Annotated in this window: 10 protein-coding genes and 1 tRNA gene; 4 read left to right on the top strand and 7 right to left on the bottom strand. The window is 60.9% G+C overall.

Annotated features, from left to right (window positions below):
• Positions 1–134 precede the first annotated feature (134 nt).
• Together E1742_RS26305 and E1742_RS24435 are read left to right on the top strand one after the other, a co-directional pair.
• The gene (locus E1742_RS26305) at positions 135–563 is read left to right on the top strand and encodes a Rap1a/Tai family immunity protein (RefSeq protein WP_166793550.1); all 429 of its coding nucleotides are present in this window, start codon (positions 135–137) and stop codon (positions 561–563) included.
• On the top strand, positions 560–1,018 hold the full coding sequence (locus tag E1742_RS24435) for a T6SS effector amidase Tae4 family protein (protein WP_166793549.1): 459 nt from the start codon (positions 560–562) through the stop codon (positions 1,016–1,018). Before E1742_RS26305 ends, E1742_RS24435 begins: the two co-directional genes overlap by 4 nt.
• A gap of 283 nt (positions 1,019–1,301) precedes the next feature.
• Here the strand turns inward: E1742_RS24435 and E1742_RS24430 are convergent, their stop codons facing one another.
• Positions 1,302–2,558 (bottom strand): reverse transcriptase domain-containing protein, encoded by a 1,257-nt coding sequence (locus tag E1742_RS24430; protein WP_134387643.1) that lies wholly within the window; start codon positions 2,556–2,558, stop codon positions 1,302–1,304.
• A 740-nt stretch (positions 2,559–3,298) separates the two neighbouring features.
• Here E1742_RS24430 and E1742_RS24425 point away from each other — a divergent pair.
• Positions 3,299–5,785: a toll/interleukin-1 receptor domain-containing protein gene (locus E1742_RS24425; protein WP_134387642.1), complete on the top strand. Its 2,487-nt coding sequence runs from the start codon at positions 3,299–3,301 to the stop codon at positions 5,783–5,785.
• A gap of 429 nt (positions 5,786–6,214) precedes the next feature.
• Here the strand turns inward: E1742_RS24425 and E1742_RS24420 are convergent.
• The 6 genes from E1742_RS24420 to E1742_RS24400 all read right to left on the bottom strand — a co-directional run bounded on the left by E1742_RS24420 (position 6,215) and on the right by E1742_RS24400 (position 12,060).
• Positions 6,215–6,304: transfer RNA gene (locus E1742_RS24420), tRNA-Ser, on the bottom strand.
• A gap of 336 nt (positions 6,305–6,640) precedes the next feature.
• A complete protein-coding gene (locus E1742_RS24415; RefSeq protein ID WP_166793548.1) occupies positions 6,641–8,674 on the bottom strand; it encodes a putative bifunctional diguanylate cyclase/phosphodiesterase in 2,034 nt (677 codons plus the stop codon).
• The gene (locus E1742_RS24410) at positions 8,674–9,486 is read right to left on the bottom strand and encodes an HDOD domain-containing protein (protein ID WP_229466297.1); all 813 of its coding nucleotides are present in this window, start codon (positions 9,484–9,486) and stop codon (positions 8,674–8,676) included. Before E1742_RS24410 ends, E1742_RS24415 begins: the two co-directional genes overlap by 1 nt.
• On the bottom strand, positions 9,453–9,833 hold the full coding sequence (locus E1742_RS26980; RefSeq protein ID WP_229466294.1) for a hypothetical protein: 381 nt from the start codon (positions 9,831–9,833) through the stop codon (positions 9,453–9,455). Before E1742_RS26980 ends, E1742_RS24410 begins: the two co-directional genes overlap by 34 nt.
• A 250-nt stretch (positions 9,834–10,083) precedes the next feature.
• On the bottom strand, positions 10,084–10,701 hold the full coding sequence (locus tag E1742_RS24405) for a response regulator (RefSeq protein ID WP_134387640.1): 618 nt from the start codon (positions 10,699–10,701) through the stop codon (positions 10,084–10,086).
• Positions 10,702–12,060, bottom strand: a complete 1,359-nt coding sequence (locus E1742_RS24400) for a cache domain-containing protein (RefSeq protein ID WP_134387639.1) — start codon at positions 12,058–12,060, stop codon at positions 10,702–10,704.
• Positions 12,061–12,227: 167 nt separating this feature from the next.
• Between E1742_RS24400 and E1742_RS24395 the strand changes: the two genes are divergently transcribed.
• Positions 12,228–14,282 (top strand): carbon starvation CstA family protein, encoded by a 2,055-nt coding sequence (locus tag E1742_RS24395; protein ID WP_134387638.1) that lies wholly within the window; start codon positions 12,228–12,230, stop codon positions 14,280–14,282.
• The last annotated feature ends 7 nt before the right edge of the window (positions 14,283–14,289 follow it).

Here is a 14,289-nt window from a genome sequence, read left to right as displayed (position 1 = left end):
GGGTTTGCGTTGCCGATTGACTGCACTACTTTGGCGGCATCGGGGCGATTTGCGCAATCTCGCTCGTGCCGCATGGCGCTACGATGACAGCGGGACGTCAGGCTCCGCGGCTCTATCCACATTCGGGAGGTTACATGGTCAATAACTGTTGTTCTGGCAGCTCGCTTCGGAAGAGTCGCGGCTGGAAGCGTTACAGGGCCTGTGCGGGAGTGTTGAGTTTTGGGGTGCTGTTCGTCTTCCAGAACGCTGCTGTGGCTCGGCCTGCAAATGGGCCGCATATGACCGGCCAGCGGTTGATTCACGACATGAAGGCAGATCCGCGCACTGGGCACAATGCAGTCCAGCGCGAGCGCGCGATGGGATATCTGGACGGTGTAATGGATGCCGGGGCGGGAACGATATGGTGCCCGGGGCGCAAGGACATCCCCCACGAACTGAACTACGAGGTGACCGACGACATCGCGCTACTCGGTCCGGAGAAACTCAAGGGAAATGCCGCACAACTGGTGCTGGCCGCTCTCGCTGCTCATTACCCATGCAAACCTTCAAGAGGCAAACAATGAAACCACCGTTCCAGAGGTTGTGGCAGCATTTTCCGCGCACTGAGTCGCGCGCCGAGTTGTATGAGACTCTCGGCTGGGAAGACATCATCGATCACAAAGCCTACCGGGACACCTGCGCAATACGCATGAGCTATGCGCTCTTGCGCGCGGACGTGGCATTACCCGGCGCCACCATGCTGGTCAAAGCGGGGCCGGCAAAGGGGCGTCACATCGAGCACCGGCAGGCCGCGCTCTCCCGCATCCTCAAGCGCCGATGGGGCGCGCCCGAAGTCTTCCGGAATCCGGACGCGCAAGAAGGTATTGCAGGCCGCAAGGGTGTGGTGTCGTTCTTCAAGATCCAGGGCGGTAATGGCGGGCATATCGATCTTGTCGAGGCTGGGGCGCATGGGTTTGCGGCTTGTGCTCGGAGTTGCTATTTCTCGGCTGCGGTTGTTTGGTTTTGGGCATTGGGTTGAGGTGATCTGGCCGGCCAACGGGGCGTACTGTTGGACAATGGCCCCGCGCCCTCGGCGCGGCGCTGTCAGACGATTCCGGTAGGGCTCCAATGCAGGCTGCGCCCTTTGATTCCTAAGCTGAGAGCGCACAGGCGCTCTCAGCGCTTCCGCCCAAATATTAATGCGCATCCACTCGACTGACGATGACCCGGGGCCCTCGACGATACGCAAGTAAGGTCTGGAAAGGCCTAGCTTAAGCCACTTTGATAGTCTGAATTGACGGACATGAGAGCCCCGACAACGCTCAACACTTTCTAGGTAATCCTAGAAATGCCCGCGCATCCGCGCCGATTACCGCAAGCCTAATGCCCAGGCCTGCCCCATAGACTGCACGCAACGCTTTGTGCTCGGCCTTTTTCAGCTCCAACTCAACCTCTTCAATGTTTGCGCACAAATCATAGGCTCCAAGATACCCGTCCCTCTTAGCGGCGATTGACTGCCCGAGCGTACGCAATGTGATGTTCCTGCTGAGCAGCTGCTTTATGTTGCTAAAGCCTAGCAGCTCCTGCTTCAACTTTAGCAACTGAGCATCCGCCAATCGCAGTTCATAACGACCTGCAACCGGTGCCAGCTCGAGTCCAAGGAACTCCGCTGGACGATCAGGCGGATAAATGATCGATTTTGAGCCGGGGGCAACCGCCGGTACGTCCAAGCCGATTTTATTGAACTCGCCTTTACAAAAGGCTGCGACCTGATTGCATTCGTCCTGATCCTTGCAAAGGAAAATCAGATCATCCGCATAGCGAACAGCATGAGCTCCCGACAGTTCGATTTTTTGGTCAAAATCTACTAGAAGCAAGTTCGAAAATAACGGCGATAACGGCATCCCTTGGCGGACACCCAGTCCGCATTTGATACCGAGCCTCGAAATATCGCTGGCAACGGCCCTACTCGGTGAGTCAACTTCGCAGTCCAATGCCGAAAATAGCAGACCGTGCAACGACCGTTCCTTGATGATTTTTTTAATGGCCTCACGTAGGTCCGCGCGCGGGATCGAATCGAAGAACGAGGTAATGTCAGTCTTATAGACCCATGGCCGCTGGTTGCGCGCTGTGCAAGCGATTCGAGCAGCCATGTGGACACTACGGCCCTTGATAAATCCGAAGCTGATGTTATTCGCGAGGCGTTCCGCATATTTGTCAGCAAGGTAGTCGACCAGTGCACCTTGAACGATTCGATCACGTACCGTAGGAACGCAGATCAAGCGTTTCTTGCCACTTGGCTTTGGCACTAAGTACGGCTTTAGCGACGAAAACGAGAACTTCTTCTCCCGGATATCTTTAGCCAGGCGAACCAAATTGCCTTTGGCATCCAAGTGAAAGTCGTTGATCGACTGGCCGTCGATACCTGTGGTGTTTCGAGAAAGAGGTTTGGTCTTCTTGTAGAGATGCTTCCATACACTGCTCAGTTTCGCATGGGACAGCACCTGATCGTATGCAGTAGAGGTCATTTCAGGTGTGCCGCTGGCGTTGAAGCCCCCCGAGCCAGCGGAAAAAGCCACCGTCGGCAGAGTCTTGGCTGAGAGGCTCTTGCGAGTCGTCCAAGCCGCTGACACCGCCGCTAACGCTCACGCGATTGCTCGCCTTTGCGCCATTTTGCCGCATGGTAACGTGCAGCGCAACCTGCATAGATGCATGAGGTACACCGTTCACCCAACCACCAGCCGCCGAAATGCGAATCATACTCATTTGAATTATCATATCCCCGAGTTCACAACAGCAATTGAACAAAAAGCACGCAGTTGAGGCGATTAAAAGCCATCGCTTCCACAACGACGGGGCAGAAGGAACGTTTTCACGTCTCGACGCTCGCGGCGCGCCCGCGTCTTTGCTCCTTGGCTGCCCCGCACGTTTCATATTCGCCTTCCCAACTAAATCGGGAGTAGAAGACGAAGTACCACTGCCACCGTCGGCAGAGTCTTGGCTGAGAGGCTCTTGCGAGTCGTCCAAGCCGCTGACACCGCCGCTAACGCTCACGCGATTGCTCGCCTTTGCGCCATTAGGCCGCATGGTAACGTGCAGCGCAACCTGCATAGATGCATGAGGGTGCTACCGCCGAGCAATTTTACATCAGTAGCTCAACAGGAGGTTTACAATAGGTTGAAATATTTGCTCCCTGTGTGGGCTAAATGCTTTGCTTTCATCTTCATGTGTGATTCTGGGCATTTTCCAACCTAGCAACATGTTATCCTTAGAAACAACGACTTCGGAACTGAAGCTCTGCAACCACAAGGAATCATTCATGAAAGCATTTCTATCCCACTCAAGCGCAGACAAAGCAAGCTACGTTAGCCTCGTGGCTGCGCGCCTTGCTGCGGAAGACTTCGTTTATGATGAAATCACGTTCGAAGCGGGTGAAAAAACTCTAAGTGAAATTGTTCGTGGCCTGGACGAAAGTAGCGTGTTCTGCCTCTTCATCTCCAGCAAATCGCTTGACTCTCCCTGGGTTCAGCAGGAAGTGGACGGTGCATTGATTCGGCTAACCAACGGTTCTCTGAAGTCTATCTATCCCATCGTGATCGATCGTAACGTGTCACACGATGACCCACGCATACCAAGATGGCTTAAGGAGAATTACAACCTAAGGTTGGTCACCCGGCCGGGTATCGCAGCACGGCGCATCCGACAGAAGTTGCGGCAGGCAAGCTGGGCAAAACACCCAAAACTGAAAGAACGCCAGAACGTCTTTGTCGGCCGCAACACTCAAATTGAAGCTTTCGAACGTCGCTTCGATGATTACAGCCAAGCGAAGCCCGTGCTCTCAGTGGTCGGTGGTCCTTCTTCTATTGGCCGCCGTACGCTTATCTTAAATGCCTTGCGGAAACTAAATCTTGTAGGGGCAGACAAGGATTTTCCTGTCTTACCTCTCGACCGGCATTCGAGCATCGAAGACTTTATTCTTCGTCTCTTGGACCTCGGGGCGACGGACCAGACCTATACCGCGATGGACCTGACAGAGCGGACACTCGAAGAGAAAGTGGCAATCTCTGCAGGCCTACTCAAGGATCTAGCAGCGTTTAAAGAACGAATAATCGTCATCGATGAAGGCTGCCTCGTCACCTTTGAACGGACTTTGGCCCCTTGGTTCGCAGCCATTGTCAACAGCCCCGATCTGGCGGGTAGGCCCTTGATCTTTGTTGCCTCGCGCTGGGCCCTTCATCCTAGTGCTGCACGCAAGCATTCGCCAGCGGTCTTTTCGTGCTCGCTGGGTGAGCTGGACCCTTCGGAACGCCGTCGGCTTTTTGCCCGCCTGCTCGAGATTGAAGGTCTAGTGCTCAGCAATGAAGATTTCGAGACATTTTCAGACCTCCTTCACGGGTTTCCCGACGAAGTGTTCTTCGCCGTGGACTTAGTCACACAATTCGGCGTTAAAGGTGCACTGGATCGATCCAATGAAATCGTGGAGTTCAATGGGGAGAAAGCAGCAATGTTGTTGCGTCCCTTTCAGGAAAACGAGGTCGTGCTTAATGTGATCCGGCTTCTTGCACAGTCTGAAGTTTTCAGTGTTGAGTTTCTTTGCCAAATATTTAATAACGATCAGCTCGTCCCAATAATCGGCACCCTAGTTTCAGAGCACGTGTGTGAGCTTATTGGCGCGGAGGGTGAGTTCGTCAGGCTAGTCGATTCCGTTCGCGATTTTGTAAAGCGCAATAACCTCAGCCTGGCGCCGGAACTTCGAAAAGTAGTGAACTCGGCAATTGAAGCTGACATTCGTCAAGGCAACTGGGACGAATATGACTCGTCGCGGATCGCATTTTTGGTTAAGAACACGCTGGCAAGTGGTCAAAGCTTGGAGCCCAGATTCATAATTCCGTCGCACATACTCCGGGCCATTAAGGAGCTTTATTACGACCGCGGCGGTCTGCGCCGCGCCGTTCAGCTAGCCGACGTCCTACTAGCCAAAGAGCGAAACCTTGAGCCGCAACTTGTACAAGACGTGCGCTACTACCTTTGTCTCGTACTTGCCCGTTTGAGGGACCCTCGTGTTCTGCAAGAGGCCCACCGTATTCACGGTGATGAGCACGACTTCATTTTAGGTTACTACTTCCGCCTAGTCGGTCGCCAGCGTGAGGCCATAGAGAGATTCACTCGGGTACTCTCAGGAGCCTTCGTAGGCGTTCGGGCTAAACGAGAGCTGGTTGAAGTTCTGCTCCAAATGGAGCAGAACGACGAAGCCAGAGGACAAGCACGAAAAAACTATGATGAGAACCGGACCAATCAATTCCATATCCAGGCATACTTCCGTGCCCTGGTGCTGGGTAGCAACCCAGAACAACATCTCGTGCAGCTAAGGACGCTTTGTGGTGAGCTGGATGCTGTAGGCAGCGAACGTGCACGCCAAATGGCGATGATTGGACGGGCTCTCATTGCTGCGCGCTGTGAGCATGACATCCATGCTCTTGACTTGATCGACGATGCTATTGCCGCATTCCCGCGCATCATTTATCCAACGCTTGCGAAGTTCGACATCGCCTTGAGCTTCCGTAATGTGCCTGCCATGGAGGACGCGCTGCGCCGGCTAGAGGACTTAGCTAAGGACGGCGCTCACCTGTCAAATAAGACGCTAGTGGTACAGAGTGCATATCTCGCCGCAGTACAGGGTGACTTGCCTACAGCACAGTCCAGAGCGGCCGACGTAGCGAAAAACTTCACGGACGAAGCGCGTACCAGGTTCTTCGAGAAGCTCGAAGCGTTGGCTGGTGTGGGGAAAAATGGCTATCACAAATGATTGATGGACTCGCAACTAGCGCAGCAGTGCACACGCTTCTTTGGTTTGCCTCACAAGGCCGAGCGAATGCCGAAAACATATCGGTAGCCTCACCGACGATCGTGGGCTGGCGCCCACTTCCTGGAGGCGTGATCTGATCGCAGACGGTGTGCTTTGCGAACTCCATCGGCGTGGCTACAACATTTACCCAGAGATGGAGTTGGGTCGCCAAGCCAAAAATCACGCAAGATACCGATGGATTCGCCCTAAAAGACACTGAGGAAATATTGCTGGAAATCGAGCGCACTAGAAAATCTGGCAGAAGTTCAGCAATCTGGAGAACGGTCTGAGCATTACCAGGCGGTAACCTCGAATCGAATCCAACTGCCCGACGACGAGAATGAAACCGGCGACATCTTTCGTAAGTGATATCCGTCGCTTACAACAGACTGGCGGAAGCGGTGAGATTCGAACTCACGAACGGCTCACACCGTCGGCAGTTTTCAAGACTGCTGCCTTCAACCACTCGGCCACGCTTCCTTCGGTTCCCTGCTGCGGGCGCGAAGCGCCAGGCAAGGTGCCCCGCATTATACAGAAATCATGGTTGACTGCCAGGGGTATGCTGAGTAGAGCCGGTGCTTGAGGAAGCTAGGGTCGGGCACGGCGGCTTTGACGCCGGTATCCAGACTGGCAGAGGAAGCGGGAGCAGCTGCTACACCGGACGCAAAATCCGTTGCTCGCTAAGGCGGTGCCGGCTTGATGCCAGAGCCAGACACCGGGGCTTCATCGAAGGCGCCGACGGCTGCGCAGCGGAGGGCTGGAGTCAGACGGGGACGCCTAGTCCCGGCAGGTCTGCCCCCGTCGTCCGTGTACCGCCTATGCCGCCAACACCCCAACCATCCACCGCTCCCGCAACGCCACCTCGAACTCCGCCGCCGGCAACGGCCGCGAATACAAATACCCCTGCACCTCATTGCACCCGGCACTGCGCAGGAAAGCCACCTGCTCGGCGGTCTCGACGCCCTCGGCGATCACGCGGTGCTTCAGTTGCTGGGCGATGCTGATGATGGTGCTGGCGATGGCGCAGTCATTGGCGTCGGTCGGGAGGCCCATCGTAAAGGAGCGGTCGATTTTCAGCGTGTCGATCGGGAAGCGCTTCAGGTAGGACAGGCTGGAATAGCCCGTGCCGAAGTCGTCCAGCGACAGCGCGACGCCCAGTGCCGTGATGCGGTCCATGATGCCGATGACGCGGTCGATGTTGTGCATCAGCGTACTCTCGGTGATTTCCAGTTCGAGCCAGTCCGGCTCCAGGCCGTAGCGGCGCAGCGTTTCCTGCACGCGTCCGGGCAGCGCCTGCGTGAACTCGCGGGCGGAGACGTTGACGGCCAGGCGGATCGGTTGCATGCCGGCGCGTTTCCATTCCTGCGCCTGGGCGCACGCCTGCTCCAGCACCCATTCGCCCACCTGCACGACAAGGCCCGTCGCTTCGGCCAGCGGGATGAATTCCGCCGGCGGGACCATGCCGCGCTCGGGGTGCTGCCAGCGTACCAGCGCTTCGGCACCGACGATGGTGCCGTCGTGGATCGAGAACTTCGGCTGGTAGTGCAGCAGCAGCTCGCCGTTGCCCAGCGCCTGGCGCAGGCCGGATTCGATCTTCATCCGCTCGTGCATGCCCTGGTTCATGTCCTGGCTGTAGAACGCCACGCCGTCCGCTTCCATGCCCTGCTTGGCGCGGTACATCGCGATGTCGGCCTGGCGCAGCAGCGTTTCGGCGTCCGTGCCGTCCTGCGGGTAGACGCTGATGCCGATGGCCGCGCCCACGCGCAGGTCGTTGCCGTCGATGATGAAAGGCTCGGAGAGTGCTGCCATCAGCTTCTGCGCCACCATCGACGCTTCCAGGTCCTGGCCGATCTCGAACAGGCCGACGGCGAATTCGTCGCCGCCCAGGCGCGCCACCACGTCCTGCTCGCGCAGCGCCTGGCGGAAGCGCCCCGCCACTTCGCGCAGCAGCTGGTCGCCCGCCTGGCGGCCGAGGGCATCGTTGATCAGCTTGAAGCGATTCAGGTCGATGAACAGCACGCAGCCCTGCATGCCGCCGCGCTGGGCCACGGCCACTGCCTGGTCGACCAGTTTTGTGAGCAACGTGCGGTTCGGCAGGCCGGTCAGCGCGTCGTAATAGGCCAGGTGGTGGATGCGCTCTTCCGCTTCCTTGCGCTCCGTGATGTCGGTGAGATAGGCGATCAGGCCCATCGAGCGGTTGTCGATGTCGCACAGCGGCGACAGCGACAGGCTGGCCCAGAACACTTCACCGGATTTCTTCTTGCGCCGCACTTCCATCAGGCGCCCGCCCCCTTCCAGGAACGGATCGTGGAACGACGGGTCCTCGTCGTCGTACAGGAACAGGATGTTGCGGCCCACGGCTTCCACCGACGTGTAGCCGAACAGGCGCTCGGCGCCCCGGTTCCAGCTGGTGATGAAGCCACTCTGGTCCATCGTGATGACCGATTCGTGCAGGTGGTCGAGGATCTGCGCCTGGTGCTGCAGCTGCGCCTCGACCTGCACGTAGGCATGGGTGGTGCGCTGCGCCCGTTCATGCACCTGCAGCACGCCGGCGGCCAGGTCTGCCAGGCTGGCCAGGTGGCGGCGCTCCACGTCGTCGTAGTCGTCGCGCCCCGCCACCTCGAAACGGCCGAAGCGATGCTGTTCGTACGCCAGTTCCTGCACCAGCGCGCCGCGGGGCGCCGCGCTGCCGGGTGTAACGCCTTCCGGCACGTAGCGCCCCCACGAGCTGCCCGTGATGGCGGCGGCGATGCGTCCCAGTTCGGCCGTCAACGCGGGCCCGCGCAGGCGCAGCACTGCGTCGCATACGGCCGCGCTGCTGGTCAGGAATTCGGTGACGGAATGCGGCATCAGAGATTCCTGCTGACCTGGATGGCCCAGTGATAACCCTGCAACTGGCTTTGCCAGAAGCCTTCAGGCGTGAGGCCCAATGCGGCCAGCCGCGCCGCATCGGGAATCGGCTGCTCCACCAGCGCCAGCAGCTGCCCGAACGGACCGGCACGGTCTACCAGCGCGGCGGCCACGTCGGCGTCCAGGTGCAGGGCGCCGACGATTTCCGGCATCGGCATCCCCAGCAGCACGTCGAGCAGTGCAAACACGCCGACGACAAACGCCATGTCCTGCCGGTCGCGGTCGCCGCCCTGCTGGCGGCACAGCACCTCCATCTGCGCGGCGCGCAGCGCGGCCAGCGGCAGCAGCAGGTGGGCCGTGCTGTCGTCCTGCTGGCGCGCGTACAGGAGCAGCTGCAGCCAGCGCTGCAACTGGCGCCGGCCCAGCATGTTGATGGCCTGGCCGAAGTTGTGCACGGGAGCGGACAGCGCGAAGGCGGCCGAGTTGACGAGTTTGAGCAGGTGGTACGACAGCGCCGGGTCCTGCTTCAGGATCGTTTCCAGTTCGGGCGAATCGGCGTCGCGCGCCAGCAGGCCAAGGAGCGCCAGCAGGCGCTTGCGCGACGTGCCGTCGCCCGTCTGCGGTGACGTCTCGCGTTCGTACGGCCCGCTGAACCAGTGCATCCCGGCGGCGCGGCAGACGGCCAGCCGCGCGGCGCCGGGCACGTTGCGCGCCCAGTGCGGGCCGGGAAGGCTCATCAGCGCCAGCGCGGACGGCAGCGCGACGGCGCTGTCGCTCGTCACGCCGCGCACGCCCGCTTCGGTGCCGTGCACACCGGGTTCGCCGTCGGAAATGATGCGATAGCCCTGCTCCACCAGCTTCGCACAGTGCTTGCGGACCGCCGCATCGGCCAGCACGGCCGAGGGATGCGCAGCACCACGCGGCCGGCTGGCAGCGCGGCCATGTGTTCGTCCTGCAGGCGCAGCGGTTCGTCCAGCGTGACGATGGTGTCGAGCGGCGCCAGCGCGGCGCCCACATCGGGATAGGACAGCAATGTCAGCAGCGTCTGCCACGAGCCGGCGCCCGACGCCGGCGTCATGGCGAGCGCCACCCACTGGTGCTGGGCATTTGCCACGGCTTCCAGTCCTGCCAGCGGGAACGAACTTTGGTCAGCACACATTGCTATCTCGATAAGGCGGTAAGGCTTTTCTGCACCTGGGTATGCTATTAGCGGACGGAAACTGGATTTCTGTAGCGCCGCCCCCTGCCTGGAACTTTCAGAAAGGAAAATATCGCGGTTCTGGAATATAGCAGAAATTGCCTTGTGTACATGAGCACACGGATGAGCAACAACTGTGCCGGCCAACATCTGTCCACCACACGCAACGGTTAACTCATCGACAGTTGACACTGTGCCCAGTTTGCAGTCTTTACAGCTCGCGCGCGTGCTGGACGGCGTACTTGATCAGTTCGGCCTGCCCCTCGATGCCCAGCTTGCGTTTGATGTTCAGCCGGTGCGTTTCGACGGTGCGCACCGACAGGTCCAGTTCGCGTGCGATCTGCTTGTTCGATTCGCCGTTGGCGATATGGCGCAGCACTTGCTTTTCGCGCGTCGTCAGCGCTTCGTCCTGGCCCGTCTGCGGCCGGCCCAGCTGGTTCGCCAGCGCGGCGCTGTAGTAAATCCCGCCCGACATCACCGTCTCGATGGCCACCACGATGTCCTTGCCCGGTGCATCCTTCAGCACATAGCCGCGCGCGCCGGCGGCCATGGCCTGCGCCACGTATTCCTGCTTGTCGTGCATGGACAGGATCAACACAGCAATGGCCGGGCACTGGGCGCGGAACGCGGCCGTCGCTTCGATGCCGTTGGTGCCGCGCATGTTTATGTCCATCAGCACGAGGTCTGGCCTCAGCAAGTGCGCAACATCGAGCGCCTCCTGCGCGCTGCCCGCCTCGCCCACCACGTCGAACGTGGGCACTGCTTCGAGCCTGGCACGCAGGCCGTCGCGCACGAGCGGGTGGTCGTCCACCAGCAATATCCTGATCATTTATTTTCCGTTTTCCACGTGGGCGCGCACGACGGTGCCATCGGCCCCGGACATCAGCTCGAAGCGCCCGCCGATCGACTCCATCCGCTCCATCATGTTGCGCAGTCCGATGCCGCGCTGCGGGTGCTGCGCGATGTCGGCCGTGTCGAAGCCGACGCCGTCGTCGCTGATGGCCAGCGTGACGCTGCCGTCCTCGCCCGTCAGCGCCACCGCGATGCGGCTGGCGTGGGCGTGCCGCTCGATATTGGTCAGCGCTTCCTGGGCGATGCGGAACAGCACCGTGTTGGCGACATCGGGCAGCCGGTCCGTGCTGCCCCTCGCCGTGAACTGCACGGGCATGCCGCTGTTCTGCTGGAATTCGCCGGCCAGGTGCGCCAGCGCGGCGGCGAGGCCGATATCGTCCAGCACCGCCGGGCGCAGGTTGTGCGAGATGCGGCGCACTTCGCCCAGCACCTTGTTGAGCTGTTCGGCCGTGTGCTCGAACATCGTGACCGCCTTTTCCGTTTGCGGCGCGGCGCCGGACAAGCGCACGATGCCCGCCTCGATCTGCAGCTTGATGGACACCAGCCACTGGCTGATGCCATCGTGCAGGTCGCGCGACAGGCGTGCCCGCTCCTCTTCCTGCGATTCGACGACGCGCTGCGCCAGCGCCTTCAGCTTGGCGTCCGCCACGCGCGATTCGCTGACGTTCAGCGCCAGGCCCGAGACGCCGACGGCCAGCGCCGACAGGATCGCGATCCCGGCGATCCACAGCATCGTGTTATGGATATTGCCGCGCTGCTGGGCGTCGATCCGCGCCAGCGCCCGCTCGACGTCGTCCAGGTAAATGCCCGTGCCCAGCATCCAGCCCCACTGCGTCACCGGGATGACGTACCCCAGCTTGGCCACCTCCTTGTGCGTGGACGGCTTGACCCACGTATAACGCTCCAGCCCGCCGCCCGCGCGGGCGCGCGCCAGCAGCCGCCGGATGGTCGGATTGCCCGCGCCATCCCTCATGTCGTACAGGTTGCGGCCCACGAGCTCCGGCTGGCGCGGGTGCATCAGGCTCCTGCCGTGCATGTCGTAGACAAAGAAATAGCCGTCGTCGCCGAAGGACAGCGTGGACAGGATGCGCTTGGCCTCGTCCATGGTGGCGAGATCGTTGCGGCCCGACCCGGACAGGTGCGCCACCGAATGCAGCGCCAGCGTGACGTAATGCTTCAGCTCCGCTTCCTTGCTGGCCAGGTACGCCTGCTCGATGGCGGCCTTCTGCTGCTGCGCCAGCAGGTTGGACTGGTGGCGCACGGCCAGCGCGATGGCGCACAGCGCGAGAATGAGCGGCGTGATGGCGAGGAAGATGACTTTCTGGCGCAGTTTCATGCCGCGATTGTACGTTGCGCGCATCCCGCGGGTTCTACGTAATACTACCGAGATCGACTGCGTAGTGCTGCGCTTGTGACAGTTATACATGTCGTGAATACTGCCGATAAGTTGCGCGCAGACCGATGGCATCGCCGGCGGCTGGCAGCACCACCATTGGAGGAAACATGAATTTAACGAAGAAACTGGGCTGGGCGGCACTGTCGCTGGCCGGCGCCGGGGCGCTCGGTGTCATCGCCCTGAAGCGCGGAGAACCGATCAGCGCCATCTGGATCGTCATCGCGGCCGTCTGCGTCTACCTGATCGCCTACCGCTTCTACAGCCTGTACATTGCGCGCGACGTCATGCAGCTCGACCCGCGGCGCATGACACCGGCGATCCGCCACAACGACGGCCTCGATTACGTCCCCACCAACAAGAACGTGCTGTTCGGGCACCACTTCGCCGCGATCGCCGGTGCCGGCCCGCTGGTCGGCCCGGTGCTGGCCGCGCAGATGGGCTACCTGCCCGGCATGCTGTGGATCCTGGCCGGCGTCGTGTTTGCCGGCGCCGTGCAGGACTTCTTCGTGCTGTTCCTGTCGATGCGCCGCGACGGCCGCTCGCTGGGTGACCTGATCAAGTCCGAACTGGGCCCCATCCCCGGCACCATCGCGCTGTTCGGCACCTTCATGATCATGGTGATCATCCTGGCCGTGCTGGCGCTGATCGTGGTGAAGGCCCTGACCGGTTCGCCGTGGGGCACGTTTACCGTCATGGCGACGATCCCCATCGCCATCTTCATGGGCCTGTACTCGCGCTATCTCCGCGTGGGCCGCATCGGCGAAGTGTCGATCATCGGTTTCGTGCTGCTGATGCTGGCCATCTTCGGCGGCCAGTACGTGCAGGAGCACGCCGTGTGGGGCGCCATGTTCAACTTCACGGGCACGGAACTGACGTGGATGCTGATCGGCTACGGCTTCGTCGCCTCCGTGCTGCCCGTCTGGCTGCTGCTGGCGCCGCGCGACTACCTGTCCACGTTCCTCAAGATCGGTACCATCGTGGCGCTGGCCGTCGGCATCGTCATCGTCGCGCCGATGCTGAAAATGCCGTCGGTGACGAAATTCATCGACGGCACGGGTCCCGTCTGGACGGGCAACCTGTTCCCGTTCCTGTTCATCACCATTGCCTGCGGCGCCGTCTCGGGCTTCCACGCGCTGATCTCGTCGGGCACCACGCCGAAGATGATCGAGAACGAAACGCATGCCCGCTTCATCGGCTACGGCGCGATGCTGATGGAGTCCTTTGTCGCCATCATGGCGCTGGTGGCCGCGTCCACCATCGAGCCGGGTGTCTACTTCGCGATGAACTCCCCGGCCGCGCTGATCGGCACGACGGCCGAATCGGCGGCCCATGCGATCTCGCAGTGGGGCTTCTACGTGACGCCGGAAATGCTGACGCAGACGGCCAAGGACGTGGGCGAGCACACCATCATCTCGCGCGCCGGCGGCGCACCGACGCTGGCCGTCGGCATGGCGCACATCCTGTCGAGCGTGATCGGCGGCCAGGCCATGATGGCGTTCTGGTACCACTTCGCCATCCTGTTCGAGGCGCTGTTCATCCTGACCGCCGTCGACGCGGGCACCCGCGCCGGCCGCTTCATGCTGCAGGATCTGCTGGGCGCCTTCGTGCCGGCGCTGAAACAGACGGAAAACGTGTTCGCCAGCCTGCTGGCCACGGGGCTGTGCGTGGCGGCGTGGGGTTACTTCCTGTACCAGGGCGTCGTCGATCCGCTGGGCGGCATCAATACCCTGTGGCCGCTGTTCGGCATCGCCAACCAGATGCTGGCCGGTATCGCGCTGATCCTGGCGACCGTCGTGCTGTTCAAGATGAAGCGGGCCAAGTACGCGTGGGTCACCATCGTGCCAACGATCTGGCTGCTGCTGTGCACCCTGACGGCCGGCTGGCAGAAGATGTTCGACGCCAATCCGAAGATCGGCTTCCTGGCGCACGCCGACAAGTACTCGGCGGCGCTGGCCAAGGGCGAAGTGCTGGCCCCGGCCAAGTCGCTCGACCAGATGCAGCAGGTGATCTTCAACGACTACGTCAACGCGTCGCTGGCCGGCTTCTTTATCGTCGTCGTGCTGTCCGTGCTGGTGTTCGGCGTGCGCACCGCCATGCAGGCGCGCGCCGCGGCGCGCCCCACCCACAAGGAAACGCCGGCACAGCTGATGCCGGCCCAGTAAGGAGAAC

It is taken from the genome of Pseudoduganella plicata (assembly GCF_004421005.1).
GTDB classification, from domain to species: domain Bacteria; phylum Pseudomonadota; class Gammaproteobacteria; order Burkholderiales; family Burkholderiaceae_D; genus Rugamonas; species Rugamonas plicata.
Note: the sequence above shows the minus strand (reverse complement) of the source record. Positions and strands in the feature narration are given on the sequence as shown.

What these genes read in the sequence shown, in the direction of transcription:
- E1742_RS26305 (WP_166793550.1), top strand. Translation starts at nt 135, where the DNA reads ATGGTCAATAACTGTTGTTCTGGCAGCTCGCTTCGGAAGAGTCGCGGC.
- E1742_RS24400 (WP_134387639.1), bottom strand. Translation starts at nt 12,060, where the DNA reads ATGAAACTGCGCCAGAAAGTCATCTTCCTCGCCATCACGCCGCTCATT.
- E1742_RS24405 (WP_134387640.1), bottom strand. Translation starts at nt 10,701, where the DNA reads ATGATCAGGATATTGCTGGTGGACGACCACCCGCTCGTGCGCGACGGC.
- E1742_RS24425 (WP_134387642.1), top strand. Translation starts at nt 3,299, where the DNA reads ATGAAAGCATTTCTATCCCACTCAAGCGCAGACAAAGCAAGCTACGTT.
- E1742_RS24435 (WP_166793549.1), top strand. Translation starts at nt 560, where the DNA reads ATGAAACCACCGTTCCAGAGGTTGTGGCAGCATTTTCCGCGCACTGAG.
- E1742_RS24415 (WP_166793548.1), bottom strand. Translation starts at nt 8,674, where the DNA reads ATGCCGCATTCCGTCACCGAATTCCTGACCAGCAGCGCGGCCGTATGC.
- E1742_RS26980 (WP_229466294.1), bottom strand. Translation starts at nt 9,833, where the DNA reads ATGTGTGCTGACCAAAGTTCGTTCCCGCTGGCAGGACTGGAAGCCGTG.
- E1742_RS24395 (WP_134387638.1), top strand. Translation starts at nt 12,228, where the DNA reads ATGAATTTAACGAAGAAACTGGGCTGGGCGGCACTGTCGCTGGCCGGC.